The following is a 23,675-nucleotide window of genomic DNA, read 5'->3' as shown; positions in this document are numbered from 1 at the left end:
CGGAAGGGACGGCATGTACAGCTGGATCTGGCGGCATCTGCCGGGGAACGGATGGGCGAAGGCGCTCATCTCACTCGTGCTGATCATCGCTGTGGTCTATGTCCTCTTCCAGTACGTCTTCCCCTGGGCCGAGCCGCTGCTGCCCTTCAACGATGTGACGGTGGACAACCAGTGAGCGCGCGCATTCTCGTCGTCGACAACTACGACAGCTTCGTCTTCAACCTGGTCCAGTACCTGTACCAACTGGACGCCGAGTGCGAGGTCCTGCGCAACGACGAGGTGTCGACCGGGCACGCACAGGAAAGTTTTGACGGCGTGTTGTTGTCCCCGGGGCCCGGTACTCCCGAACAGGCCGGTGTCTGCGTGGACATGGTGCGGCACTGCGCGTCGACCGGAGTGCCCGTCTTCGGCGTCTGCCTCGGTATGCAGGCCATCCAGGTGGCCTACGGCGGTGTGGTGGGCCGTGCACCCGAGTTGCTGCACGGGAAGACCTCGCCGGTGGAGCACGGGGGCAGGGGCGTTTTCGCGGGCCTGCCCTCGCCGTTCACGGCGACGCGCTACCACTCCCTGGCGGCCGAGCCGGCCACCGTACCGGCGGAGTTGGAGGTGACGGCCCGGACACCGGACGGCATCGTGATGGGTCTGCGCCATCGTGAACTGCTCGTCGAGGGCGTGCAGTTCCATCCCGAGTCGGTGCTCACCGAGCACGGGCACCGGATGCTCGCCAACTGGCTGGTGGAGTGCGGGGACGACGGGGCGGTGGCGAGATCGGCGGGGCTGGCCCCGGTGGTGGGCAGGTCGTCGGCGTGACCGCGCTGCGTCCCGAACGCGAGTCCGGCGCCGGATACGGGGAGTCCTTCATGGACGGTTCCTCGTACGGTGCCGGCGGCGAGCAGGGAACCCCGTACGGGCAGCAGCCGTACGGGGCGCCCGGCACGTACGGGGCGCCCGGCACGTTCGAGGACGGCGGCTGGTACGACACCACTCAGCAGGGCCCCCACGGTGACCCCGGAGCGACCGGAGCCGGAACAGCCGGGGCCACCGACAGCACCGTGTATCTGCCGCCCGTCGACGAGGAGACGGTGGCGCTGCGGATCCCCGATCCGCCGGAGCGCATGGAGTACGAAGCGGGCACGGGGCAGGCGACGCACGGACCGCGTGGGGAGTCCCCGGCGGCTTCCGTGGCTCCCGCTGGCCGGGCGGCGCGCAGGAAGGCCGCCAAGAAGCGTCAAGGGCGCCGTGGCGGCGCCAACAGGCCCGCCGAGGCCCTGGACGCACCCCACGGGCACGACGCGCCCCAGGCGCCGCTGTCGCGTGTGGAGGCGCGGCGGCGGGCACGGGAGCGGAAGCCGAGTGCCGCCGTCGTCGCGAGCCGGGGGATCGGCGAGGTGTTCATCACCTGCGGCGTGCTGATGCTGCTGTTCGTCACCTACCAGCTGTGGTGGACGAATGTGCGCGCGCAGGCACAGGCCGGCAAGGAGGCCAGCGACCTCCAGAGCGACTGGGCCAACGGCAAGCGAAGTCCGGGGGCGTTCGAACCGGGCAAGGGTTTCGCGCTGCTGCACATTCCGCGGCTGGACGTGGTCGTGCCGATCGCCGAGGGAATCGACAGCAAGAAGGTGCTCGACCGGGGCATGGTGGGCCACTATGCGGAGGGCGCCCTGAAGACGGCGATGCCCGACGCGAAGGAGGGCAACTTCGGGGTCGCGGGACACCGCAACACGCACGGGGAGCCGTTCCGGTACATCAACCGGCTGGAGCCGGGTGACCCGATCGTCGTGGAGACGCAGGACACGTACTTCGTCTACAAGATGGCGTCGATCCTGCCGGTGACCTCGCCGAGCAACATCAGCGTGCTCGAACCCGTCCCGAAGGGATCGGGCTTCAAGGCACCCGGTCGCTACATCACGCTGACCACCTGCACGCCGGAGTTCACCAGCAAGTACCGCATGATCGTCTGGGGCAAGATGGACGAGGAACGGCCGCGCAGCAAGGGCAAGCCGGATGCGCTCGTCAGTTAAGGGCAGAGGAAACGTGGCAGCGACCACCGACGACACCGAAGAGCACACCGCCATGTCCGCGTCACCGTCGTCTCCGGCGCGCCGCCGCATGGGCCCGGTCGCGATCGCGGTGAGCGTGCTCGGAGAACTTCTCATCACCGTGGGCCTGCTGCTCGGCCTGTTCGTCGTCTACTCGCTGTGGTGGACGAACGTCCTCGCCGACCGCGCGGCGGACGAGCAGGCGGACAAGGTGCGTGACAACTGGGCGCAGGGGCCCGGTGCCGGCACCGGCGGCGATCCCGCCTCCTACGACAGCAAGGACGGCATCGGCTTCCTGCACGTGCCCGCGATGGGCGAGGACATCCTGGTCGAGAAGGGCACCACGATGAAGGTGCTCAACGACGGCGTCGCCGGCGACTACACCGACCCCGTGAAGGCGACCCTGCCGACGTCCGGCAAGAAGGGCAACTTCTCGCTGGCCGCCCACCGGGACGGCCACGGGGCCAAGTTCCACGACATCCACAAGATCAAGGAAGGCGACCCGATCGTCTTCGAGACCAAGGACACCTGGTACGTCTACAAGACCTACGCGATCCTCCCCGAGACCTCGAAGTACAACATCGAGGTCCTCTCCAAGATCCCCGAGGAGTCCGGCCGCAAGAAGGCCGGCCACTACATCACCCTGACGACCTGCACCCCGGTGTACACCAGCACGTACCGCTACATCGTCTGGGGCGAACTGGAACGCACGGAGAAGGTCGACAAGGACCGGACGCCGCCGAAGGAACTGCTCTGACCGATTTACCCAGGGCAACGCAGTCAGTCGCTCAGCATGGCGAAGGCCCGAAGTCGCAACTTGCCTTTGCGGCTTCGGGCCTTCTTCTCTTGGGCCTAGCGCAGCGCCTTCAACCGTGCTCCGGCGCTCCACGCCTCCATTCCCTCACGGTTCACGGTGAGGACTCCGCTCAGGTCGGCGATCGCTTGTGCTTCGTGGCTCAAACGGGAAGTGGTGACGAACAGGGCGACATCGAAGCGTTCGACGGCTCGTGAGGCTCCGGCGAACCTCTGCATGTCCGAGCTCGGCACGGCTCGGTGACCCGCTCGGTTCTTGCACTGGACGGCGACGGTGCGGCCGTCGGCCGTGCGTGCGGTGATGGCGACGCCCCGGTCGGTGTGGGGCTGTCGTACGACGACGTCGCCGCAGCCGTCGTGGCGCAGCAGGTCGGCCACATGGCGTTCGAACGCCTGCCAGGTCATGGCCGCGATGGAGTTTCTGCCCCGGCCTGTCGGAGGCTTACCTTCCAGACTGCTGATCCGGCGGTGGTGCCGGCACAACGCGCGCTCGACGTTCTCGATGTCCGCACGGAGTTCGATGAGCTCGCGGCGGTGTTCACCGGATGTGGCGATCAGCGCGTTGAACATCGGCACGATCGTCTTGCCGAGGATCTGGGTGATCCGCTGGTCGACGCGCGCGTCGAGGGAGGCGAAGTCCGTGGCGACGAGGTTTTCCACAGGCTGTGTTCGGGCCAGGTACTCCGTGTCGAGCAGGTACACACGCACCTGACGTGCGACTTCGCTGTCCCGGAGGAGCATGGCGACGTTGAGGACGGCACGACGGGACCAGATGGCAAGGGCTGAGCGCGGCTGTGGATGGCCATAGGAACTCAGGTTGAGTTCCTTAAAGTTCCGCAGTTCTGAGCCACGCAGGACTCGCATTCCGTTGGACTGAAGTTCATGGCGGTGGCGGCTGAGCAGGTTGTTGATGACTGTCTCGGCCACCTCGAAGTACGCCGCCACCATCGCAGTCGTCACGTGCATTCCGTCCGGCAGCAGCGACAGTGCCTTGACCTTGTCGAGTACGTCCCTGCGGTCCAGGACACTGCTGCGTAGGGTCTGCGATTCCAGAAGTACTGATTTCCTGAGCACCCGATGCCCTTGCGTTGTCGTGTCCGGGGCAGAACTCGGACGGCCCACCCCACCTGATCAACGAGTGGTGGCAGGCGAAGACACGAGCGGGGTGAGGTCGTGCGTTCAAGGGCTGGGATCCACTGTGGACGGGTGCGAGTGGGCCACTGGTGAGGCTTCGGCGGGCCTGTGGATAACTGGCCAACGGGAGTGACGCGTTGTCACTCCCGAATTACCGCAGACAAGCGCGTCGAGAGCGGTGCAGAAGAAGACCCAGGAGCGCGACTGGATCCCACTGCCCTCCTTCAAGGGGGGCAGTTCCGTACATGCCCGTCCGTGGTGCGCCAGAGCCCCGGCGCCCTCCGGAGAGGGGGCCGGGGCTCTGGCGTGTTCGGGGCGTCACGGGAGGTGTCAGTCGTCCCTGTCGCCGCCGGTGAGGCCGCCGAAGATGCCGCCGGGGCCGCCGTTGTCGCCGCCAGGGCCACCCTCGTCCGCGGCGACCAGGCTGACCGCCGTTCCCTTGTCGACCTCGGTGCCTTGCGGCGGGTTGGAGACGACGACGCGGGCCTTGGGATCCCGCGAGCCGGCGATCTCGCCGACCACGAGTCCGACGTCCTGAAGCATCTTCTGGGCGTCCTTGAGCGTCTGGCCGTTGACGTTCGGGACGGCGACCTTCTCGGCCTCCTTGGCCTTGCCGATGACGATCTGCACCTGGGAGTTCTTGTCGACCTGCTGACCCTTCGTCGGCGTGGTCTCGATGACCCTACCGACCTGGTTCGGGTCGTCGACCTCCCGCTCCTCGGTGCAACTGCCCACCAGGTTGTTGGCGGTCATCTGCGCCCTGGCCTCGTCGCACGTCCTGCCGAGGACGTTCGGGACGGTCGCCTTGGCGACCGCCTTGGCGACGGTGAGGGTGATGGTGGTGCCCTTCTCCACCTCTTCACCGAGACCCGGGTCCTGCCTGAGGACGGTGCCCGTCGGCTCCGAGGCTTCCTCTTCCTTCGTCTCGACGACGAAGGCGTACTTCTCGCCCTCCAGCTCCGCCTTGGCGTCGTCGATGTTGTCGCCGACGACGCTCGGCACCGCCACCTTGGGCGCGCCGGTGGACACCACCAGGTTGACGGTGGACTCCTTCTTGACGTCCGTGCCCGGTTCGAGGTCCTGCTCGCAGACCTTGCCCTTGCTCTGTTCCTCGCAGGGCTTCGAGGTGAACTCGAGGACCAGGTCGGTGTCGGTGGCCTGTTTCTCGGCGGCTTCCTTCGTGAGGCCGACGAAGTTCGGGACCGCGACGTTGTCGTTGCCCACGCCGCCGCTGCCGCTGAAGATCGAGCGGCCGAGCAGGATCGCGCCGATCAGGACCAGGACGCCCGCCGCGACCAGCAGTACCGTCGAGGTGTTGTTCTTCTTCTGCTGCTGGCGGCGCCTGCCGGGGCGGCCGTCGTAGCCGTAGCCGCCGTCGTCCGGGTTCATGGGCGGCAGCATCGAGGTGGCGGCGCCGGAGTCCGAGCGGAGCGCCGTCGTCGCCTGGTCGGCGGGGTAGCCGCCGTAGCCGGCCGAGGCCATCGCCGCGGTGGCCGCGACCGGCTGGCCGTCGAGGTAGGCCTCGATGTCGAGGCGCATCTCGTCGGCCGACTGATAGCGGTAGTCGGGGTCCTTGACGAGCGCCTTCAGCGTGATCGCGTCTATCTCGGGCGTGACCTCGGGGTCGAAGACGCTCGGTGCCTGCGGTTCCTCGCGGACGTGCTGGTAGGCGACCGCGACGGGAGAGTCGCCGACGAACGGGGGGCGGACGGTCAGGAGTTCGTACAGCAGGCAGCCGGTGGAGTAGAGGTCGGAGCGGGCGTCGACCTGCTCGCCTTTGGCCTGCTCGGGCGAGAGGTACTGCGCGGTGCCGATGACCGCGGAGGTCTGGGTCATCGTCATGCCGGAGTCGCCCATCGCGCGGGCGATGCCGAAGTCCATGACCTTGACCTGGCCGTTGCGCGTCAGCATGACGTTCGCCGGCTTGATGTCGCGGTGGACGATGCCTGCCCGGTGCGAGTACTCCAGTGCCTGGAGGATGCCGATGGTCATCTCCAGCGTCCGCTCCGGCAGCAGCTTGCGGCCGCTGTGCAGGAGTTCCCGGAGCGTGGAGCCGTCGACGTACTCCATGACGATGTACGGGATGGACACCCCGTCGATGTAGTCCTCGCCCGTGTCGTAGACCGCGACGATCGCGGGATGGTTGAGCGAGGCGGCCGACTGGGCCTCCCGGCGGAACCGGGCCTGGAAGGACGGGTCGCGCGCGAGGTCGGCGCGGAGCGTCTTCACAGCGACGGTGCGGCCGAGGCGGGTGTCATGCGCGAGGTAGACCTCCGCCATGCCACCGCGGCCGAGCACGTGGCCCAGTTCGTACCGGCCGCCGAGGCGACGCGGCTCTTCCATAGCTAACTACCAGCCCTCTCCGTCGGTCCCGGCCGGCACGTTCGTGCGGCCGGAGGCTGTCGTCCGGGCCTACCGTACCCGGCTCGCTTTGTGTGACCTGGCCAAGTGCGTCAGCCGATACAGGACCGGTACCGCAACGTGCACCGATGTGAAGCGGACGTGAGCGGGGTCACTGCTTGGCCTTGACGACCGCCTCCATCACGCTCTTCGCGATCGGGGCCGCGAGGCCACCGCCGGAGATGTCGCCACGCACGGCGTCGTCGTCCTCGATGATCACGGCTACGGCCACCGGCGAGCTGCCGTCCTCGCCCTTGGCGTAGGAGATGAACCACGCGTAGGGGTTCTCGCTGTTGTCCACACCGTGCTGGGCGGTACCCGTCTTGCCGCCGACGGTGACGCCCTCGATCTTCGCGTTGCCGCCGGTGCCCTCGGAGACGACGGTCTCCATCATCGACTGGAGTATCTGCGCGTTCTCCGCCGACATCGGCTCGCTCAGCTCCTCCGGGTCCGTCTTCTCGATGGTGTCGAGGCTCGGGGCCTGGAGTTCGTCGACCATGTACGGCTTCATCAGGGTGCCGTTGTTGGCGATGGCGGCGGTGACCATGGCCATCTGCAGCGGGGTGGCGGCGGTGTTGAACTGGCCGATGGAGGAGAGCGCGGTCTGCGACGGCTCCATGTCGTCGGAGAAGACCGAGGCGCTGGAGCGGACCGGGACGAACTGCTCCTCGGTGAAGCCGAACTTCTTGGCGTACTCGAGCATCGTGTCGTTGCCGAGGTCCGAGCCGATCTTGCCGAAGACGGTGTTGCAGGAGACCCGGAGCGCCTCGCGCAGGGTGGCGTCCTCGCAGGGGAGGTCGCCGTCGTTCTTCAGCGGGGTCGTGGTGCCCGGCATGATCCACGGCAGCGGCGTGTCGGTCTTCTCGTCCGCGCTCTCGTACAGCCCCTCCTCCAGGGCGGCGGCGGCGGTGAGGACCTTGAAGGTGGACCCGGGCGGGTAGACCTCGCGCAGGGCCCGGTTCAGCATCGGGTCGTCGGGGTTGTTCTTCTTCTGCAGCTTCTGCCACGCCTCGGCGTCCGAGTTGCCGTCGCCGGCGATCACGGACGGGTCGTACGACGGGAAGGAGGCCAGCGCCAGGATCTTGCCGGTGGACGGTTCGAGGGCGACGACCGAACCCTTGCCGCCCTGCTTCTTCAGGCCCTGGTAAGCGGCCTTCTGCGCGTCGGCGTTGAGGGTGGTGACGACATTGCCGCCCTCCTTGTTCTTGCCCGTCAGCATGTCGAGCGTGTTGCGGAAGAACAGGCGGTCGTCGTTGCCGGTGAGGATGCCGTCCTCGATGGCCTCCAGCTGGTTGGCGCCGAAGGCCTGCGAGACGAAGCCGGTGACCGGCGCCCACATGGCGCCGTCCTTGTAGGTGCGCTTGTACTTGAAGTCGCCCTTGGTGGTGGCGTGTCCGGTGATCGGCTCGCCGCCGACGATGATGTCGCCGCGCGGGGACGCGTACCGCTCGATGGCGACCCGGCGGTTGTGCTCGTCGGTCCTCAGCTCGTCCGCCTTGACGTACTGCAGCCAGTTGTCACGGAGGAGGAGGGTGAGGATGAGGAGGCCGCAGAAGATCGCGATTCGGCGCAGGGGCTTGTTCACGGGCGGACCACCTGGGTCATCTCGGCGTCGGGGTTGGTGGCGGGTGCGGGGGCCGGGCGTCTGGCGGTGTCGCTGATCCTGAGCAGGATGCCGATCAGCGCCCAGTTGGCGATGACGGACGAACCGCCGTACGCCAGGAAGGGCATCGTCATACCGGTCAGCGGGATCAGGCCCATGACGCCGCCGGCGACGACGAAGACCTGGAGCGCGAAGGCGCCGGACAGGCCGATGGCGAGCAGCTTGCCGAACGGGTCGCGGGCGGCGAGGGCGGTGCGCACGCCGCGTTCCACGATCAGCGCGTAGAGCAGCAGCAGCGCCATGATGCCGGCCAGGCCCAGTTCCTCGCCGAAGGTGGCGAGGATGAAGTCGGAGTTGGCGGCGAACCGGATGAGGTCGGAGTGGCCCTGGCCCCAGCCGGTGCCGAGGGTGCCGCCGGAGCCGAAGGCCCACAGTGCCTGCATGGCCTGTTCGGAGTGGACGATGCCGTCGCTGGCCCCGGACCGGCTCAGCTGGTACTCGCGCATCGGGTCGAGCCAGGCCTGGACGCGTGTCTGGATGTGCGGTTCGAAGCTGGCCACGCCGACGGCGCCGACGCCGGACATCAGCAGACCGAAGACGATCCAGCTGGTCCGCTCGGTGGCGACGTACAGCATGATCACGAACATGCCGAAGAACAGCAGCGAGGTGCCGAGGTCGGTCTCGAAGACCAGGATGAGGATCGACATCGCCCAGACGACGAGGATCGGGCCGAGGTCGCGTCCGCGGGGCAGGTACAGCCCCATGAAGCGGCGGCTGGCCAGGGCGAGCGCGTCGCGCTTCACCATCAGGTAGCCGGCGAAGAAGATCGCCAGGACGATCTTGGCGAACTCGCCGGGCTGGATGCTGAAGCTGCCGACCTGGATCCAGATCTTGGCGCCGTAGAGGTTCTTGCCGAGGCCGGGCACCAGCGGCAGCAGGAGCAGGACCAGTGCGCCGAGCATGGAGATGTAGGTGTAGCGCTGCAGGACGCGGTGGTCCTTGAGGAAGATCAGCACCACGACGAACAGTGCGATGCCCATGGCGGTGTAGAACAGCTGCCTGGGGGCGGCGGTGCCCGCCTGATGGATCCGCTGCAGCAGCTCCGACTGGTCCAGCCGCCAGATGGCGACGAGCCCGAGTCCGTTGAGCAGGGTGGCCAGCGGCAGCATCAGCGGGTCCGCGTACGGCGCGAACTTCCGTACGACGACGTGGCCGATGCCCGCCAGCAGGCCGAGGCCGAGGCCGTAGCTCAGCAGGCCGGTCGGGATCTCGTCGTTGAGGGCCAGCCCGACGTTGGCGTAGGCGAAGACCGGGATGACGACGGCGAACGCCAGCAGCGCGAGCTCGGTGTTGCGCCGGCTCGGCGCCCCGATCGCACCGATCGTGGACGTGTGCTGCGCCGATGGGTTGGTAGTACTGCTCATCGTGTGACAGGGCCTCTCACGGCTTGCCTACTGCTTACCGCACAGCGAGACGACCTTCTGCTCTTCCTCCGAGAGGCTGGGGCCGGGGCGGGGAGTAGGTGCGGTCGTGGACTGGGGCGTGGACTTCTGCGGAGCCTCGGTCGAACCCGAGGGGTTCGGCGTCGGCGTGTTGGACGTGAAGGAGGCGGGTGTGGTTCCCGTGGTGCCTCCGGCCTCGCCCTCGCCGGTCTTCGCGTTGCTCTCGCTCTCGGCGGTGCGTCGCTCGGCCTCCTTCTTGCACGCGGAGGCCTGTACCGAGAGTTCGTCGATCTTCGACCGGGCGCCGTGCAGGTCGCCCTCGGCGATGGTCGCCTCGACCAGCTTCCGCTGGTAGGGCGGCAGGTACTTGAGTTCGATCTCGGGGTGGTCCTTCTTGACCTTCGACAGCGAGACCCAGGCCAGGTCCTGGCTGATGCCCTGGTAGAGCGCGACGTGCTCGCCGTTGGTGCCGACGTAGTACTGGGTCTGCGTCCAGCGCCAGCCGCCGTACACGCCGCCGCCGAGGACGGCGAGGGTGAGCAGGCTGAAGAAGGAGCGCTTGAGCCACTTGCGGCTCTTGCGGGGCTTGACGAAGTCGTCCTCGGCGTAGCCGAAGCCGTCGGTCTGGATGAAGCCGGTGACGTCGCCGCTGCCGGGCGGGCCGAACTCGCCCCCGCCGCCGCCCTGGCCGCGTCGGCGGCCGAGACCGGCGGCGCGGCCGGCCGGGGTCTGCATGGCGCTGTCGTCGTGCGGCTGGTTCTGGTTCTCGGCGACGGCGCCGACCACGACCGGGGTGTCGGACAGTCGGCCGGCCAGGGTGTCACCGGTGTCGAGGTCGAGGACGTCGGCGACGATCACGGTGATGTTGTCCGGGCCGCCGCCGCGCAGCGCCAGCTCGATCAGGTTCTGCACGGTGTCCTCGGGGCCCTGGTAGCCCGCCAGGGCCTCCTCCAGGGTCTGGTGGGAGACCACGCCGGACAGGCCGTCGGAGCAGATCAGGTACCGGTCCCCGGCCCGGACCTCACGGATCGACAGGTCGGGTTCGACGTGCTCACCGCTGCCGAGGGCCCGCATGAGCAGAGACCGCTGAGGGTGGGTGGTCGCCTCTTCCTCGGTGATCCGGCCCTCGTCCACCAGCCGCTGCACCCAGGTGTGGTCCTGGGTGATCTGGGTGAGGACGCCGTCGCGCAGCAGGTAGGCCCTGGAGTCGCCGACATGCACCATGCCGAGGCGCTGGCCGGTCCACAGCAGGGCGGTCAGGGTGGTGCCCATGCCCTCGAGCTGGGGATCCTCCTCGACCATCATGCGCAGCTGGTCGTTGGCGCGCTGCACTGCCGTGCCGAGGGAGGTGAGCAGGTCGGAGCCGGGAACGTCGTCGTCGAGCGCGACGATGGTGGAGATGGCCTCGGAGGAGGCGACTTCGCCGGCGGCGGCGCCGCCCATGCCGTCGGCGATGGCGAGCAGGCGGGGACCCGCGTAACCGGAGTCCTCGTTGCCCTCCCGGATCATCCCCTTGTGCGATCCGGCGGCGAAGCGCAGGGACAGACTCATGCGCACCTCGCCCGTCGGCTCCGGGTACAGCCGGTCGTGTCGAGCCACACTGCCCACCCTCCGGTCGGGAGCGCGCCGGGGTCCTGGGTCGGGACCCCCACCGCGTGCTCGCTCCGCTCGCGCTCTGTCATTGGTGTAGCACTACTTCCGCAGCTCGATGACGGTCTTGCCGATGCGGATCGGCGCACCCGGTCCGATCGGTGTGGGTGTCGTCAGCCGGGACCGGTCCAGGTACGTGCCGTTCGTGGAGCCGAGGTCCTCGACGATCCACTGGCCGTCGCGGTCCGGGTAGATCCTGGCATGGCGGCTGGAGGCGTAGTCGTCGTCCAGCACGATCGTGCTGTCGTGCGCCCGGCCCAGCGTGATGGTCTGGCCCTGGAGCGCGACGGTGGTGCCGGTGAGGGTGCCCTCGGTCACGACCAGCTTGGTGGGGGCGTTGCGGCCGCGGCGGCCGCCCCCGGACTGCTGGCGCTGCGGCGGCGTTGCCTGCCGGGCGCTTTGTTGCGGCCGGGTGGCCTCCCGGCGTGCTCCGCGCTGGGTGACCCGCGTACCGAAGAGGTCACTGCGGATGACCTGCACGGCCACGATCACGAACAGCCACAGTACGGCCAGGAAACCCAGCCGCATGACCGTGAGGGTCAGCTCTGACATTGCCCCCGCTTCACCCTTCGGCTTGCCGGTAAATGATGGTGGTGCTGCCCACGACGATCCGCGAGCCGTCGCGGAGCGTAGCGCGGGTGGTGTGCTGTCCGTCCACCACGATGCCGTTGGTGGATCCGAGGTCCTGGATCGTCGAGGGCGTTCCGGTCCGGATCTCGCAGTGCCGGCGGGAGACGCCGGGGTCGTCGATCCGCACGTCGGCCTCGGTGCTGCGGCCCAGTACCAGCGTCGCGTGGGAGATCTGGTGGCGGTTGCCGTTGATCTCGATCCAGTGGCGGGTGCGGCCGGCGGACGGGGGCGGCGGGGGGCCGCTGGCCGCCCGCCGCCGGCGGGTAGCCGTAACCGCCGGGGCGGCCACCGGGCGGCGGCGCGGCCGGCATGGGCGGGACTCCCGCGGGAGCGGCCGGCGGGTAGCCGTAGCCGCCGGGGCGGCCGGCGGGCGGGGCGCCCGTACCGGGGCCCGCGGGGCCGGGGCCGGTGGGGCCCGCCTGGCTGCTGGAGGAGGCGAGTGTACGGCTGCGCACCCGGTACAGGCCGGTGTCGAGGTCCTCCGCCTTCTCCAGGTGCACCTTGATGGGGCCCATGAAGGTGTAGCGCTGCTGCTTGGCGTAGTCGCGCACCATGCCGGCGAGTTCGTCACCGAGCTGCCCGGAGTACGGGCTGAGCCGCTCGTAGTCGGGGGTGCTCAGTTCGACGATGAAGTCGTTGGGGACGACGGTGCGGTCGCGGTTCCAGATGGTCGCGTTGTTGTCACACTCCCGCTGGAGTGCTCCCGCGATCTCCACGGGCTGCACCTCGGACTTGAACACCTTGGCGAAGGTGCCGTTGACCAGGCCTTCGAGCCGCTGCTCGAATTTCTTCAGGACTCCCATGGGGCACCTCCTCCGTCGTCGCCGTCCTGTGTACTGCCCTGTCCACTGCGTCTACTGCCCGGTGCGCCGATCCGTGCACCGTTTACCTGGTACTGCTTACTGATCGTATCCACGCCCCGGTCGATCGGCTGGTTCCCCCTGCTTGCCCGGCCGACCGGTGTCGACGCCTGACGGAGTTCCCTCCGGGGCCCCCTTCGAACTCCTTCGGCCGTGCTCGTGCGAGCCGCCCTGCCATGGATCGTAGAGGGGCCGCGGACCAGTGTCCCGCACGCGGCTGTGGACTCCGTCCGGCACCTGGGGCGACGGGGGCTACCGGTACGAGGTTGATACGTGAAGTGGCTCTCGGGGAGGGGGAGGGAGGTACATCCATATGCATCCATACCCATTGATACCTGTCATGCGTACGTGTCCGGGGCGCGCCGTCACCGCGCGGCGGTGCGGTGAGGGGCTTCGCCGGGCGTCGAAGGGGGCTCGTGAGTGCTGCCCGTGCGCGGCGGTGCTGCTCAGGCCGGGTGGGGTCCGGGCGGGTGAAAAGGGATGTGAATCCACCCCGACCAGCGTGCTAATGTTCTGGTGTCGGAAGGCGCCGAACCCCTACGGGGCAGGGGCCGATGACACACCCAATGCGCGGGTGGCGGAATAGGCAGACGCGCTGGATTCAGGTTCCAGTGCCCGCAAGGGCGTGGGGGTTCAACTCCCCCCTCGCGCACATCGAGAAACCGATGAAACGGGTCTCGGCCAGAGACGAAAGTCTCGGCTGAGGCCCGTTTCTCGTTGTGCGGGCAGATGTGAGATGCCGCACAGCCCGCAAGCGGACGTCGCGAGGGCCCCGCCGTGATCTATTTCACGGCGGGGCCCTGCTCGATGAGGTGCTGATGTGTCCCGGTGGGACTGGCTGCCGGTCGGTCTACGCGGCGGGTGCGGGGCCGCCTTTCCCGGCGGGCTTGCGGAGGCGGGCGCACGGCGTCGGAGACCGGTGCGTCCGGATCGCGGTGGTCCCCTTCGTGGACGTACCAGCCGGCGTCGGGGTCGGTGGCGAGCTCGGGTCCGTTCGTGCGGCGGCCGTGGGAGGGCGTGCGCGCCGGCGGTGGCGTCCACGGGGCCCTGGGAGGCCTCCGCCAGCCCCGCCAGGAGGCCGTGGAGGGGCCGTACGGAGGCGCCCAGCAGGAACTCGGTGAACAGGCCGGGCGCCGCTTCCGCTCCGTCAGGTCGTCGGTGTCCGCTGCGGCGTTGAGGGCGCGGGAGAGATGTCCGTAGGCCGGCAGCGGGTTCATCGCGTCCTTTCTGCGGACGTCGTGGGCACGCAGTGGGATGACTTCCGGCGAGTCGCGGCCCGCGCCCAGCCCGAGAGCCATCAACGTCCTTGCAGCCCCAGCGGAGTTCCTCGGTCGGCTGACCGCCGGCCCAGCCCCACAGGTCCGCGATCTCGGTGCGGCTGTAGGGGCGGTCCAGGGTGGAGGCGGACAGCTTCGCCGGTTTGCCGGTCCGGCGCTCTCCGCCCAGGACGATCTCGCGCAACCGCAGAAGCCCGGTGCGGTGGTCGCCCCGCGTGCCCTCGCCCACCTGGGGGCAGCCGACCGCGACGAACCGCTCGATCGCCTCGCGGGACAGCCACACCTCGGCCTTCGCGGGCAGGCCCTCGCCGTCGCAGAAGAGCGCCAACTGTGTGAGCGCGGTGAGGAGTTCACGCGCCCTGTGGGGCAGGAGAGGGTCGGCGAGACGGACCGCGCGGCGTACCTCGTCGCCGACGAGGCTCCGCCCCGCGGGGGAGTCGGCCGGGCGACAGGAATCAATCCGCTGACTCATCACATGTCGCCACACCAGCACCCCAGCAGCTATTCGGATGACATGCATCCGTGGCAGCAGTCCCGTGCGACCGGAGGGGACCGGATGGGTCAGACTTCACCTCATGCCCCAGGGAGATGCCCGTCGACTACCTCCGCGCGCGTACTGCGCCGGCGGCGCGTGGCCTGAGGCCGTCAGGGAGGAACATCACGGGGCGCGCGTCGCCCAGGCGCTGGCCGCCAGGCTCCATGCGGCGATCACCGACAAGGGATGGTCGGCCGCCGAGTTGTCCCGGCGCAGCGGCGTCGCCCGTTACACGATTGCCAAGGCGCTGGCCGGTGAGGCCTGGCCCGACCTGCTCACCATCGCCAACCTGGAAAAAGCTCTGGAAGCGGACCTGTGGCCCGGGCGGAAAGTGTGACGAGGTTGGCTGTTGAGGCCGAAAGAAGGGCTGTTCGAGGCTGAATATGAAGCGGTCATCCCTTCGGGCGAAGGGCAGGACCGTATTTCGCAACGCGCTACCGGCGGTGCGAGGCCGTCCGTAAAATACAGCGTGGCACGAACTGATCCGGCTACTGTGGAAGGCCTTCGGGAGGTTCGTTGCTGTAGGCCGTCACCACGGAAGTAATTCCAGGTGGCGGCCGCCTTTTGCTCGGTAGGGGAAGGTGCTCGAATTCTGTTCCAGGGGACTGGTCGGGGGGCGGAAGCCGGGTAGAACCCGGGTGCTTCATGAGTTCGCCGGCACGCACAAGCTCATCCATGGTCACGCGGACGCTCTTCGTCTTGGCGGGTTCGCCCAGGGCTTCTGCCATGGAGCCTTCCTTCCGGAGTCGCATGGGATCCTGACGCGTGATCTCTCGGATGCGATCCTTGCGGGTCTGCCCTCGGCTGCTGCCGCGTCGTCGTCTTCGTCGTCCTCTGCTGCGGAGTTCCGCTGAGCACGGATGCCGCTACGCCTCCACTCGTCCGCAGCGCCCTTGTGCTTCTTCAGTCGGCGTGCCAGGCGCAGCTCCTGGCACGCCTTGTACATGTCCTTTTGGAGACCCTCCTCCTTCTCTTCGAGCTTCGCGATGTACTTGTCAGGGTCACCGGCGAATTCTTCCCATGGAAGGTCCTCAACCATTGGTGAACCGTACCTGTGGCAAGGCATCGGTAACCCTCTCCGCAAGGGGTGTTTCACTCGGACTGGCGAAATGATCAAATACCTTTGCCGCCCAAGCATCGATGATGCTCGAAAAGGGTGGAATGCTCCCCTGTGTCGATTGCGGAAAAAGTGGGTACATCCCCTGTGTCGGGTTTACGTGCGGTGCCCTGTCTGCGATTCCTGCACTTCGTTTCCCCGCTTATCTCCTGGATATTTATAGGGGTAGGGATGCGGATTATTTTATGGGTAAGCGGGTAAGGGTGTTTCCTTGTCCTTGCCGGTGCCTGGACCCGCCCGAGGGGGAGAGGAATTATTGAGGGCAGTACCTGAGTTGCCTGTCGGAGGTATGTGCACAGCGATTCCTCGTGTACCGGAGGATAAGGATGACAGGTAGGCGCCCGGTGTCTTCCGCTTCATGCACAGGGCCTGCGATCTTGTTCGGCTGTCAATGGGAACCCTGTGGCCTGAGCGCTCTGTGGGAGAAATGATCCACCCACCATGCGAAGGCTTGCTCCCTATGTTGCTGTCCGACGGTCATGGTCAGCAGGGCCACTGCCGGCCGAGGACAGGTCGAGCCTGCTCCGTCAGGCGGTCAGCCCGTGTGCGGAGTCGGCGGTTGACAGGTAAGGCTGTCGGAAGGCGGTTGGGAATCACCAGGCATGCGCTGGCGAAGGTGTCACGGTAGGGCCAGGGCAACCGGCATAGGACGCGGCGGCTCTGACGCAACGAATCGCGGGCCTCGCTCGGCAACCGAGCAAAGCCCGCTTCGCGCCGACGGTGTTCAGACGACGACTGTGCCAGTTCGTTGCGCGTGTACTGGGCTGGCGTCGATCATCTCGGCGCCGAACTTCTCGGCCTGGGCCCGCATGTTCGCCATCAGGACCGGGTCGTCGACGCCCTCGGGGAAGCCGGGAAGTTCTCCACCTCGGTCGTGGTCGTCAGCGAACCGCCCACGAAGACGGAACTGCCGAACAGCAGGGACCTGATCTGGGCGCGGGCAGTGCAGAGGGCGGCGGTGTATCCGGCGGGGCCGGAGCCGATGATGACGACCTCGCGCACGTCGTCGGCTTGGGTCACCGAGGTCACGCCTCCTGCTGGGCGTCGATCTCGGCGATGAGCGCCTCGATGCGGGTCTTGATCTCGTCGCGGATGGGACGGACGGCTTCGACGCCCTTGCCGGCCGGGTCGTCCAGGGCCCAGTCGAGGTACCGCTTGCCGGGGAAGATGGGGCAGGCGTCGCCGCAGCCCATGGTGACGCAGACGTCGGACTCCTTGACCGCGTCCATGGTCAGCACCTTCGGGGTCTCGGCGGCGATGTCGATGCCGACCTCGCGCATGGCCTCCACGGCGGCCGGGTTGACCTGGTCGGCGGGTGCGGAGCCGGCGGAGCGGACCTCGATGCGGTCGCCTGCGAGGTGGTTGAGGAATCCGGCGGCCATCTGGGAGCGGCCGGCGTTGTGGACGCAGACGAAGAGCACGGAGGGCTTGTCGGACATCAGAGGACTCTCTCTCGTCTCCGGGCGTCAGGCGCACGTGGTGTCGGCAACCGGTTATGTCAGTCGCCAGTGATGTGAGAGTATCAGTCCATGATGACGTCAGTCGACACTGACCTGATCCGGGTGCTCGCCGACCCGCTCAGGCTGCGGATCGTGACCCTGCTCGCCCAAGAGACGCTGTGCACCACCCACCTGGTGGAGGAGACCGGCGCGAAGCAGACCAACCTCTCCAACCACCTCAGAGTGCTGCGCGAGGCCGGAGTGGTGGAGACCGAACCGTGCGGCCGGTTCACCTACTACAGGCTGCGCCCCGACGTCCTCGCCTCCCTCGCCGCCCGGTTCGCCGACCTGGCCGAACAGGCCCGTACCGCCGCCGACAACAAGAGGGCCTGCCCGTGACCCGCACCGAAGCACCCGCGACCCCCGGCGCGGAAACGTCGATCGCCGCGAAGATGTCGACACTCGACCGCTTCCTCGCCGTCTGGATCCTGCTCGCCATGGGCCTGGGTCTCGGTCTCGGCCGCGCCGTTCCCGGGCTGAACGACGCCCTGGCCAAGGTGGAGATCGGCGGCATCTCCCTGCCCATCGCCGTCGGCCTGCTGATCATGATGTACCCAGTGCTCGCGAAGGTCCGCTACGACAAGCTGGACGCCGTCACCGGCGACCGCAAGCTGATGGTCTCCTCCCTGGTCGTCAACTGGATCATCGGCCCCGCGGTGATGTTCGCCCTGGCCTGGATCTTCCTGCCCGACCTGCCCGAGTACCGCACCGGCCTGATCATCGTCGGCCTGGCCCGCTGCATCGCCATGGTCATCATCTGGAACGACCTGGCCTGCGGCGACCGCGAGGCGGCCGCCGTCCTGGTCGCGCTGAACTCGGTCTTCCAGGTCCTGGCCTTCGGCCTGCTCGGCTGGTTCTACCTCGACCTGCTGCCCGGCTGGCTGGGCCTGGGCAACGGCGAGAACCTCGACATCTCCATGTGGGAGATCGCACTCAATGTCGTCGTCTTCCTGGGTGTGCCGCTGCTGGCCGGCTTCCTGACCCGCCGGATCGGCGAGAAGAAGATGGGCCGCGAGCGGTATGAGAACGGCTTCCTGCCGAAGATCGGCCCCTGGGGGCTGTACGGCCTGCTCTTCACGATCGTCATCCTCTTCGCCCTGCAGGGGAAGAGCATCACCTCCCAGCCGCTGGACGTCGCCCGGATCGCGCTGCCACTGCTGGTGTACTTCACGGTCATGTGGTTCGGCACCTTCCTGCTGGGCAAGGCGATCGGCCTGAACTACGAGCGCACGACCACGCTCGCGTTCACCGCCGCCGGCAACAACTTCGAGCTCGCCATCGCGGTCGCCATCGCCACCTTCGGCGTCACCTCCGGCCAGGCCCTCTCCGGCGTCGTCGGTCCGCTCATCGAGGTCCCCATCCTCGTGGCACTGATCTACGTGTCCCTGGCCTGGCGCAAGAAGTTCACCACCGCGCAGCTGGGTTCATGACGCAGAGCGTGGATGTGGTGGTGGTCGGCGGCGGCCAGGCAGGGCTCGCCGCCGGCTACCACCTGCGCCGCCAGGGCATCGACTTCACCATCCTCGACGCCGACCCGGCGCCGGGCGGCGCCTGGCAGCACATGTGGGACTCGCTGCACCTGTTCTCCCCGGCCGACCACTCCTCCCTGCCCGGGCGGCTCATGCCCACCCAGCCCGGCGAGACCTACCCGGACACCGGGCACGTGGTGGACTACCTTGCCGACTACGAGAAGCGCTACGACCTGCCCGTCCAGCACGGCGCCCGCGTGGGCGCCGTACGCCGCGACGGCGACCGGCTCCTGGTCGAGGCCGACTCGAGCACCTGGCGGGCCCGGGCGGTCATCAGCGCGACCGGCACCTGGTCGCGGCCCTTCGTTCCCGCCGTCCCCGGCCGCGGCCTCTTCGCCGGGCGGCAGCTGCACACGGTGAACTACCGCCGCCCGGCCGACTTCGCCGAGCTGGGGGTCCCCCCGGCCGGAGGCTGGGGGAGGGTCGTCGTGGTCGGCGGCGGCAACTCCGGCGCCCAGATCGCCGCCGACCTCGCCCTGGCCGGCGACGTGACGGTGACGTGGGCGACCCGGCGCCCGCCCCGCTTCCTGCCCGACGACATCGACGGCCGCGCCCTGTTCGACGTCGCCACCGCCCGCCGCCGCGCCCTCGACGCCGGCCGCGGCGACACCGGGGGGGTCGCCTCACTCGGCGACATCGTCGCCGTGCCGCCGGTCCGCGCCGCCCGCGACGCCGGACTCCTGCGAGTCCAGCCGATGTTCCCCCGGCTCACCGCCACCGGCATCCGGTGGGCCGACGGCAGCCGGTCGGACGCGGACGCGATCGTCTGGTGCACCGGCTTCCGGCCCGCCCTGGCCCACCTCGCCCCGCTGGACCTGCGCGGCCCGCGCGGCCACGTTGCGACCGCCGGGACCCGGGCGGTCGGTGAACCCCGCCTGCACCTGCTCGGCTACGGCGACTGGACCGGCCCGGCCTCCGCCACCCTGATCGGTGTGGGCCGCCCCGCGCGCGACGCCGCCCGGGACATCGCGCAGCAGCTGAGCAGCTGACGCCGCCCACCGGGCGTCAGGGCCGCGCGAGGATCGTGCAGATGTCGCCGGCCGAGCAGGTGTCCGGGGTGGTCACAGCGGCCCGGCGCGCCAGCTCACGCAAGACCGTGCGGGCCTGGCGGAGTTCGGCCATCCGTCGGTCGATCTCCGCCAGGTGCTCCTCGATGAGCACGCCGACCTGGGCGCACGGTGCCTGGCCGCTGTCCCGCAGGGCAAGGAGGGAGCGGATCTCGGCGAGGGTGAGCCCGGCGGCCTGGGCGTCGCGGACGAAGGCGAGCCGGGTGACGGTGTGGGCCGGATAGTCGCGGTAGCCGCCGGGGGTGCGCTGGGGCGCGGGCAGCAGGCCGGCCTGCTCGTAGAAGCGGATCGTCTTCGTGGTCAGCCCCGTCTCGGTGGCGAGCTCCCCGATGCGCATGTCTTCAGCGTACGGCTTGACCTTCCAGTGCACTGGAAGGTCTACGGTCGGCTCATGAGGATCACCGTGCTGACCGTGCCTGACTGCCCCAACGCCCCTCTGGTCCGCGAACGGATCACCGCAGCACTGGACGGGAGGCAGGCCCAGGTAGAGCTGATCGAGGTGCGCGAGGAGGCGGAGGCGGCCCGATGGCAGATGACCGGTTCGCCCACGGTCCTGGTGGACGGCGTCGACCCCTTCGCCATGGCCGGTGCTCCGGCGAGCGTGTCCTGCCGCCTGTACCGGGACAAGGAAGGCCGGCCCGACGGGGCGCCGAGCATCGAGGCCCTGCGCAAGGCGTTCGCCGGCGCCGCGGTGTCCGCGTCCGCGCCTGTCGATGAGTGCTGCGGGGACGGCCGTGAGGTGCTGGATCCGATCGGCCGGGCCTGCCGTGGCCGCCGCGCCCCCGACGAGCGCGGTCTGCGCGCGGTCCACCAGGCCGTGCTGCGGCACTTCGCCGCCACCGGCTCCGCGCCCGAACCGGCCGACCTCGCCGCCGCCGCGGCCGCGGCAGGCCGTACGGCCGTGGACGTGCTGGCCGAGCTGGATCGCGAAGACTTCCTCACCCTTGACGCCGGCGGGCGGATCTGTGCGGCGTATCCGTTCTCCGCGATGCCGACCCCGCACCGCCTGCGCCTGGCGGGCGGGGTGGAGGCGTGGGCGATGTGCGCGATCGACGCCCTCGGCGTGGCCGCGATGCTCCACCAGGACGTCGCGATCACCTCCGGTGACCCGGTCGACGGCCGTCCGATCACGGTCACCTTCACCGGCGGCACCGCACGCTGGGAGCCGGCCGAAGCGGTCGTCTTCGTCGGCCGGCGGGCGCAGACGGGCCCGGCGGCCACCGTGTGCTGCGACGCGCTGAACTTCTTCGCCGATTCCTCCACGGCCGAGGCGTGGGCCCGCCGGCATCCCGAGGTTCCCGGCCGGATCACCACCCAGGCCGAGGCCCTGCGCATCGCCGAGCAGACCTTCGGTCCACTCCTGGACCGGGACTGACCGCAGTGGGTTCGGTTCCGCCCCGGCCGGGGGCGGGCCTCATCCACCCCCGGGCACGAGTGTGGGCGAGCGGAGCAGCATGGGAGAGCACACGGCGATGGACCGGCAGGCCGTAGTGGCCTTCGCCCGCTACAGCGGTGACGGCAGCTTCGCGGTGCTGGGTGCCAACCGCCGCTTCATCCTGGTCATGATCGCGGGCTCGATCACCGGGGCGGCGCTGGGCGGGCTGCTGCTCGAGGTGTTCCCGGAGTTGGTGCTCATCCCCATGCCGGCCGTGATCCTGCTCGTGTCCGCGGTCAAGCTCGCCCGGCGCGACTGACTCGGTCAAGACGGTTCGGACGTTGCCTGCTCCCTTTCATCCGATGCTGGAACGGAGCTTTGCGATGGCCTCCCACAGATCGTCGAAGGCGCGCTGCTCCTGACGGGGAGTGGTGCGGAAGGCCGGCAGGTCGGGAGAACAGGGCCGACAAGCACGCTGCCGCGTCGGGCACCTGGCAAGAGCGAGGTCTAGGGTGGCCGTACGGCATCGGGGGAGCCGCAGGGGATGGTGCCCGATGGACGGCAGTGACGCGACGACGGCCCTTGCTCACCCGGAGCGGGGGCGGGTGCACGGTGGTCGGTGTGCAGAGGCGTGTGGGGCGCAGCGGCCCGAGGAGTGTGACGGGAGGGCCGAGCGCGGTTGCCGGGCCGGCCGAGCGGGCTACGGCTGCTGAGGAGGCGCGGCTGCGGGGTCAAGCGCGTCGGCGGGAGTCGGCGGTGCTTTTCGTGATCGCCGTCGGTGGGGCGGTGGGGGCGGGCGCCCGCTACGGGGCCGGGCAGTTGTGGCCCACGGGCAGCAGCGCGTTCCCGTGGACGACGCTGGGTGTCAACGCGGTCGGCTGTCTGATCATCGGGGTGTTTCTGGTGGTGGTGACCGAGGTGTGGTCGGTGCACCCGCTGGTGCGGCCGTTCTTCGGCACCGGGGTGCTGGGCGGATTCACCACCTTCTCCACGTACTGCGCCGACATCGAGCGTCTGGTCGCCCAGGAACGGGCCGGTATCGCGCTGGCCTACCTGGCGGGAACCGTCATGGCCGCGATGGCCGCGGTGACAGTCGGCGTGGCGGCGGCGCGCCGCGCCCTGGCCGGAAGGAGACGGTAATGGAGCTTATGGGTCGCGCACTGCGCATGACGGTTCTCGTGGACGACACCGACACCTGGCATCACAGGCCGCTGTACACGGAGATCGTGCACCGGGCTCACGCGGCGGGGCTGGCGGGGGCGTCGGTCTTCCGTGGGGTGGAGGGTTTCGGGGCGTCCTCGATCGTGCACACCACCCGGTTGCTGTCGATGGCGGACGACCTGCCGGCCGCGGTGGTCATCGTGGACGAGGAGGACCGGATCCGGGCCTTCCTGCCGCAGCTGGACGAGTTGGCCATCGAGGGGCTGGTGACCCTGGAGGAGGTTCAGGTGGTGCACTACGTGGGGCGGGAGGCCGTGAGCCGATGAGATTGCTGCTGGTGCTGCTCGGCGGCGCGATCGGGGCCCCGCTGCGGTATCTGACCGACCGGGCGGTCCAGGCGCGTCACGACACGGTCTTCCCGTGGGGCACCTTCGCCGCCAACATCACCGGCTCGGTGATTCTCGGCGCACTGACGGGGGCGGCGCTGTCCGGTGCCGCGTCGAGGGACATGCAGCTGTTCTTGGGGACCGGGTTGTGCGGGGCGCTGACCACGTACTCGACGTTCTCCTATGAAACGCTGAGCCTGGCCGCGGCCGGCGCGAGGTTTCTGGCGTTCGTCAACGTGGCGGCCTCGGTCATCGCAGGGCTCGGAGCGGTGTTCATCGGCCTGGCCGCGGCCCAGGCGGTGTTCGGATAGGCCCGCACGCTCACCGCCTGAACACCGCCAGGCCACCACTTGCTCCGGCAGCGCCGCGTCACATGGCCTCTATGCGCGTCTGGCCGACGCGGACCACCTCCACCTCTTCGACGATCACCAGGCCCTCGGTGACCAGTTCCTTCACCGTGGGCAGGAAGCGCCGGATGCGTTCCTCTTCGTCGACGATGACGATCGCCAGCGGCAGATCCTGCTTGATCGACAACAGCCGGAAGGCATGGATCACCGTGGACGCCCCGAAGCCCTCCACCCCGCGGAAGACCGACGCCCCGGCCAGCCCGGCCGCGTGGGCCCGGTGCACGATCTCCGCAACCAGCGGCCTGTGCCTCCACGTGTCGCATTCCTCGATGAACACCGTCAGCCGCAGGGCCCTGTCAATAGGCCTCATGATGTCCTCCCGGCCGCCACGCGGCGCTCGCCGCAGCCGCACCCCGCACCACTCGTGGGACCCTCAGCCCTGGATATCAGACCGCCTGGGGCCAGGTGCCCGAGGTTGTCCATGGAGAGGAAGAACCCGCGCGCCGCATGCCTACGGCGCCGCGCATGCGGGAGCCGATCAGCCTGGGGATCGGTGTGCGCCACGACCTGCGGCTTGCTGCCTTTCATGCCGTAACCCTCCTACTCGTGCGGGCCCATAGACGGGCGAACCAAGCCGTTTCACGAGTAGGGACTGTTGGCGACACCGAAGGTGCCGCGGTTCGGGTACGGCGAGCCCCACCGCCGCGCGATCGCCACTGACGAACAGAGGCGTCACTTACGGTTAAGGATACTCCCGCAGGCGCCCGGCGGCTGATCACCACGTCTCACGCAGCGCCTGCCCGCAGCCGGG

24 protein-coding genes, 1 tRNA gene and 2 pseudogenes are annotated in these 23,675 nt (G+C 69.1%); 14 read left to right on the top strand and 13 right to left on the bottom strand.

Translation table 11 applies throughout. The features are described 5' to 3' along the window. Positions 1 to 13 precede the first annotated feature (13 nt). Genes WJ438_RS20320 through WJ438_RS20305 form a run of 4 tightly spaced genes read left to right on the top strand, consistent with a single transcriptional unit; the run spans position 14 to position 2,796 of the window. Positions 14 to 175 carry a hypothetical protein gene (locus tag WJ438_RS20320; protein WP_109376615.1) on the top strand — a complete coding sequence of 54 codons (162 nt, stop codon included), beginning with the start codon at positions 14 to 16 and terminating at the stop codon, positions 173 to 175. Continuing rightward, on the top strand, positions 172 to 810 hold the full coding sequence (locus WJ438_RS20315; RefSeq protein WP_406726522.1) for an aminodeoxychorismate/anthranilate synthase component II: 639 nt from the start codon (positions 172 to 174) through the stop codon (positions 808 to 810). The genes WJ438_RS20320 and WJ438_RS20315 overlap by 4 nt, the downstream gene beginning before the upstream one ends. Continuing rightward, positions 807 to 2,021 (top strand): class E sortase, encoded by a 1,215-nt coding sequence (locus WJ438_RS20310; RefSeq protein WP_406726521.1) that lies wholly within the window; start codon positions 807 to 809, stop codon positions 2,019 to 2,021. The genes WJ438_RS20315 and WJ438_RS20310 overlap by 4 nt, the downstream gene beginning before the upstream one ends. A 13-nt stretch (positions 2,022 to 2,034) precedes the next feature. Then, positions 2,035 to 2,796, top strand: coding sequence for a class E sortase (locus WJ438_RS20305; protein ID WP_406726520.1), 762 nt, complete (start codon positions 2,035 to 2,037; stop codon positions 2,794 to 2,796). A gap of 95 nt (positions 2,797 to 2,891) precedes the next feature. On the opposite strand, the gene WJ438_RS20300 is transcribed toward WJ438_RS20305, so the two are convergent. The 7 genes and pseudogenes from WJ438_RS20300 to WJ438_RS20270 form a co-directional block, all read right to left on the bottom strand. Beyond that, positions 2,892 to 3,926 (bottom strand): restriction endonuclease, encoded by a 1,035-nt coding sequence (locus WJ438_RS20300; protein ID WP_406726519.1) that lies wholly within the window; start codon positions 3,924 to 3,926, stop codon positions 2,892 to 2,894. Positions 3,927 to 4,316: 390 nt separating this feature from the next. Further along, on the bottom strand, positions 4,317 to 6,329 hold the full coding sequence (pknB, locus tag WJ438_RS20295) for a Stk1 family PASTA domain-containing Ser/Thr kinase (protein WP_406726518.1): 2,013 nt from the start codon (positions 6,327 to 6,329) through the stop codon (positions 4,317 to 4,319). 169 nt (positions 6,330 to 6,498) lie between these two features. Continuing rightward, positions 6,499 to 7,971, bottom strand: a complete 1,473-nt coding sequence (locus WJ438_RS20290; protein ID WP_406726517.1) for a peptidoglycan D,D-transpeptidase FtsI family protein — start codon at positions 7,969 to 7,971, stop codon at positions 6,499 to 6,501. After that, positions 7,968 to 9,413 carry an FtsW/RodA/SpoVE family cell cycle protein gene (locus WJ438_RS20285; protein ID WP_406726516.1) on the bottom strand — a complete coding sequence of 482 codons (1,446 nt, stop codon included), beginning with the start codon at positions 9,411 to 9,413 and terminating at the stop codon, positions 7,968 to 7,970. Before WJ438_RS20285 ends, WJ438_RS20290 begins: the two co-directional genes overlap by 4 nt. 27 nt (positions 9,414 to 9,440) lie before the next feature. Next, positions 9,441 to 10,982 carry a Stp1/IreP family PP2C-type Ser/Thr phosphatase gene (locus WJ438_RS20280; protein ID WP_406729749.1) on the bottom strand — a complete coding sequence of 514 codons (1,542 nt, stop codon included), beginning with the start codon at positions 10,980 to 10,982 and terminating at the stop codon, positions 9,441 to 9,443. Between the two features lie 141 nt (positions 10,983 to 11,123). Beyond that, positions 11,124 to 11,633: an FHA domain-containing protein gene (locus tag WJ438_RS20275; RefSeq protein WP_406726515.1), complete on the bottom strand. Its 510-nt coding sequence runs from the start codon at positions 11,631 to 11,633 to the stop codon at positions 11,124 to 11,126. A gap of 10 nt (positions 11,634 to 11,643) precedes the next feature. Next, positions 11,644 to 12,514, bottom strand: a pseudogene (locus WJ438_RS20270) (FhaA domain-containing protein). A 625-nt stretch (positions 12,515 to 13,139) separates the two neighbouring features. On the opposite strand from WJ438_RS20270, the gene WJ438_RS20265 reads away from it, so the two are divergent. Next, positions 13,140 to 13,223: transfer RNA gene (locus tag WJ438_RS20265), tRNA-Leu, on the top strand. A gap of 130 nt (positions 13,224 to 13,353) precedes the next feature. Here WJ438_RS20265 and WJ438_RS20260 read toward each other — a convergent pair. Continuing rightward, complete coding sequence (locus WJ438_RS20260) at positions 13,354 to 13,869, bottom strand: hypothetical protein (protein WP_406726514.1); 516 nt, start codon at positions 13,867 to 13,869, stop codon at positions 13,354 to 13,356. Positions 13,870 to 14,423: 554 nt separating this feature from the next. On the opposite strand from WJ438_RS20260, the gene WJ438_RS20255 reads away from it, so the two are divergent. Beyond that, the gene (locus WJ438_RS20255) at positions 14,424 to 14,720 is read left to right on the top strand and encodes a helix-turn-helix domain-containing protein (protein WP_406726513.1); all 297 of its coding nucleotides are present in this window, start codon (positions 14,424 to 14,426) and stop codon (positions 14,718 to 14,720) included. 342 nt (positions 14,721 to 15,062) lie between these two features. Here WJ438_RS20255 and WJ438_RS20250 read toward each other — a convergent pair whose 3' ends face one another. The 3 genes and pseudogenes from WJ438_RS20250 to WJ438_RS20240 all read right to left on the bottom strand — a co-directional run bounded on the left by WJ438_RS20250 (position 15,063) and on the right by WJ438_RS20240 (position 16,939). After that, positions 15,063 to 15,422 (bottom strand): hypothetical protein, encoded by a 360-nt coding sequence (locus WJ438_RS20250; RefSeq protein WP_406726512.1) that lies wholly within the window; start codon positions 15,420 to 15,422, stop codon positions 15,063 to 15,065. Positions 15,423 to 16,233: 811 nt separating this feature from the next. Beyond that, positions 16,234 to 16,529, bottom strand: a pseudogene (locus WJ438_RS20245) (NAD(P)/FAD-dependent oxidoreductase); the annotation flags it as partial. After that, the gene (locus WJ438_RS20240) at positions 16,526 to 16,939 is read right to left on the bottom strand and encodes an arsenate reductase ArsC (protein ID WP_406726511.1); all 414 of its coding nucleotides are present in this window, start codon (positions 16,937 to 16,939) and stop codon (positions 16,526 to 16,528) included. The pseudogene WJ438_RS20245 and the gene WJ438_RS20240, both read right to left, overlap by 4 nt. A gap of 90 nt (positions 16,940 to 17,029) precedes the next feature. Between WJ438_RS20240 and WJ438_RS20235 the strand changes: the two genes are divergently transcribed. Genes WJ438_RS20235 through WJ438_RS20225 form a run of 3 tightly spaced genes read left to right on the top strand, consistent with a single transcriptional unit; the run spans position 17,030 to position 19,517 of the window. Beyond that, positions 17,030 to 17,338, top strand: a complete 309-nt coding sequence (locus WJ438_RS20235) for an ArsR/SmtB family transcription factor (RefSeq protein WP_406726510.1) — start codon at positions 17,030 to 17,032, stop codon at positions 17,336 to 17,338. Continuing rightward, positions 17,335 to 18,429, top strand: a complete 1,095-nt coding sequence (arsB, locus tag WJ438_RS20230; RefSeq protein WP_406726509.1) for an ACR3 family arsenite efflux transporter — start codon at positions 17,335 to 17,337, stop codon at positions 18,427 to 18,429. Before WJ438_RS20235 ends, arsB begins: the two co-directional genes overlap by 4 nt. Continuing rightward, the gene (locus WJ438_RS20225; RefSeq protein ID WP_406726508.1) at positions 18,426 to 19,517 is read left to right on the top strand and encodes an ArsO family NAD(P)H-dependent flavin-containing monooxygenase; all 1,092 of its coding nucleotides are present in this window, start codon (positions 18,426 to 18,428) and stop codon (positions 19,515 to 19,517) included. The genes arsB and WJ438_RS20225 overlap by 4 nt, the downstream gene beginning before the upstream one ends. 16 nt (positions 19,518 to 19,533) lie before the next feature. On the opposite strand, the gene WJ438_RS20220 is transcribed toward WJ438_RS20225, so the two are convergent. Continuing rightward, on the bottom strand, positions 19,534 to 19,932 hold the full coding sequence (locus WJ438_RS20220) for a heavy metal-responsive transcriptional regulator (protein ID WP_406726507.1): 399 nt from the start codon (positions 19,930 to 19,932) through the stop codon (positions 19,534 to 19,536). Between the two features lie 54 nt (positions 19,933 to 19,986). Between WJ438_RS20220 and WJ438_RS20215 the strand changes: the two genes are divergently transcribed. The 5 genes from WJ438_RS20215 to crcB (WJ438_RS20195) all read left to right on the top strand — a co-directional run bounded on the left by WJ438_RS20215 (position 19,987) and on the right by crcB (WJ438_RS20195) (position 22,828). Further along, positions 19,987 to 20,970 carry an alkylmercury lyase family protein gene (locus WJ438_RS20215; RefSeq protein WP_406726506.1) on the top strand — a complete coding sequence of 328 codons (984 nt, stop codon included), beginning with the start codon at positions 19,987 to 19,989 and terminating at the stop codon, positions 20,968 to 20,970. Between the two features lie 79 nt (positions 20,971 to 21,049). Beyond that, positions 21,050 to 21,289, top strand: a complete 240-nt coding sequence (locus WJ438_RS20210) for a hypothetical protein (protein ID WP_406726505.1) — start codon at positions 21,050 to 21,052, stop codon at positions 21,287 to 21,289. Positions 21,290 to 21,693: 404 nt separating this feature from the next. Continuing rightward, positions 21,694 to 22,110, top strand: coding sequence for a fluoride efflux transporter CrcB (gene crcB / locus WJ438_RS20205; RefSeq protein WP_406729748.1), 417 nt, complete (start codon positions 21,694 to 21,696; stop codon positions 22,108 to 22,110). Beyond that, the gene (locus tag WJ438_RS20200; RefSeq protein WP_406726504.1) at positions 22,110 to 22,457 is read left to right on the top strand and encodes a DUF190 domain-containing protein; all 348 of its coding nucleotides are present in this window, start codon (positions 22,110 to 22,112) and stop codon (positions 22,455 to 22,457) included. Before crcB (WJ438_RS20205) ends, WJ438_RS20200 begins: the two co-directional genes overlap by 1 nt. Then, positions 22,454 to 22,828 carry a fluoride efflux transporter CrcB gene (crcB, locus tag WJ438_RS20195; RefSeq protein ID WP_406726503.1) on the top strand — a complete coding sequence of 125 codons (375 nt, stop codon included), beginning with the start codon at positions 22,454 to 22,456 and terminating at the stop codon, positions 22,826 to 22,828. The genes WJ438_RS20200 and crcB (WJ438_RS20195) overlap by 4 nt, the downstream gene beginning before the upstream one ends. Before the next feature lie 58 nt (positions 22,829 to 22,886). Here the strand turns inward: crcB (WJ438_RS20195) and WJ438_RS20190 are convergent, their stop codons facing one another. Beyond that, a complete protein-coding gene (locus tag WJ438_RS20190) occupies positions 22,887 to 23,234 on the bottom strand; it encodes a DUF190 domain-containing protein (protein WP_406726502.1) in 348 nt (115 codons plus the stop codon). Positions 23,235 to 23,675 lie beyond the last annotated feature (441 nt).

The organism is Streptomyces sp. GD-15H, assembly GCF_045291515.1.
Classification (GTDB): domain Bacteria; phylum Actinomycetota; class Actinomycetes; order Streptomycetales; family Streptomycetaceae; genus Streptomyces.
The sequence above is the reverse complement of the archived record's forward strand: the minus strand, read 5'-3'. Positions and strand labels throughout refer to the sequence as shown.

What these genes read in the sequence shown, in the direction of transcription:
- WJ438_RS20320 (WP_109376615.1), top strand. Translation starts at nt 14, where the DNA reads ATGTACAGCTGGATCTGGCGGCATCTGCCGGGGAACGGATGGGCGAAG.
- pknB (WP_406726518.1), bottom strand. Translation starts at nt 6,329, where the DNA reads ATGGAAGAGCCGCGTCGCCTCGGCGGCCGGTACGAACTGGGCCACGTG.
- WJ438_RS20285 (WP_406726516.1), bottom strand. Translation starts at nt 9,413, where the DNA reads ATGAGCAGTACTACCAACCCATCGGCGCAGCACACGTCCACGATCGGT.
- WJ438_RS20280 (WP_406729749.1), bottom strand. Translation starts at nt 10,982, where the DNA reads ATGAGTCTGTCCCTGCGCTTCGCCGCCGGATCGCACAAGGGGATGATC.
- WJ438_RS20275 (WP_406726515.1), bottom strand. Translation starts at nt 11,633, where the DNA reads ATGTCAGAGCTGACCCTCACGGTCATGCGGCTGGGTTTCCTGGCCGTA.
- WJ438_RS20260 (WP_406726514.1), bottom strand. Translation starts at nt 13,869, where the DNA reads ATGGCTCTCGGGCTGGGCGCGGGCCGCGACTCGCCGGAAGTCATCCCA.
- WJ438_RS20255 (WP_406726513.1), top strand. Translation starts at nt 14,424, where the DNA reads ATGCCCCAGGGAGATGCCCGTCGACTACCTCCGCGCGCGTACTGCGCC.
- WJ438_RS20250 (WP_406726512.1), bottom strand. Translation starts at nt 15,422, where the DNA reads ATGGTTGAGGACCTTCCATGGGAAGAATTCGCCGGTGACCCTGACAAG.
- WJ438_RS20240 (WP_406726511.1), bottom strand. Translation starts at nt 16,939, where the DNA reads ATGTCCGACAAGCCCTCCGTGCTCTTCGTCTGCGTCCACAACGCCGGC.
- WJ438_RS20235 (WP_406726510.1), top strand. Translation starts at nt 17,030, where the DNA reads ATGATGACGTCAGTCGACACTGACCTGATCCGGGTGCTCGCCGACCCG.
- WJ438_RS20225 (WP_406726508.1), top strand. Translation starts at nt 18,426, where the DNA reads ATGACGCAGAGCGTGGATGTGGTGGTGGTCGGCGGCGGCCAGGCAGGG.
- WJ438_RS20220 (WP_406726507.1), bottom strand. Translation starts at nt 19,932, where the DNA reads ATGCGCATCGGGGAGCTCGCCACCGAGACGGGGCTGACCACGAAGACG.
- WJ438_RS20215 (WP_406726506.1), top strand. Translation starts at nt 19,987, where the DNA reads ATGAGGATCACCGTGCTGACCGTGCCTGACTGCCCCAACGCCCCTCTG.
- WJ438_RS20210 (WP_406726505.1), top strand. Translation starts at nt 21,050, where the DNA reads ATGGGAGAGCACACGGCGATGGACCGGCAGGCCGTAGTGGCCTTCGCC.
- WJ438_RS20200 (WP_406726504.1), top strand. Translation starts at nt 22,110, where the DNA reads ATGGAGCTTATGGGTCGCGCACTGCGCATGACGGTTCTCGTGGACGAC.
- crcB (WP_406726503.1), top strand. Translation starts at nt 22,454, where the DNA reads ATGAGATTGCTGCTGGTGCTGCTCGGCGGCGCGATCGGGGCCCCGCTG.
- WJ438_RS20190 (WP_406726502.1), bottom strand. Translation starts at nt 23,234, where the DNA reads ATGAGGCCTATTGACAGGGCCCTGCGGCTGACGGTGTTCATCGAGGAA.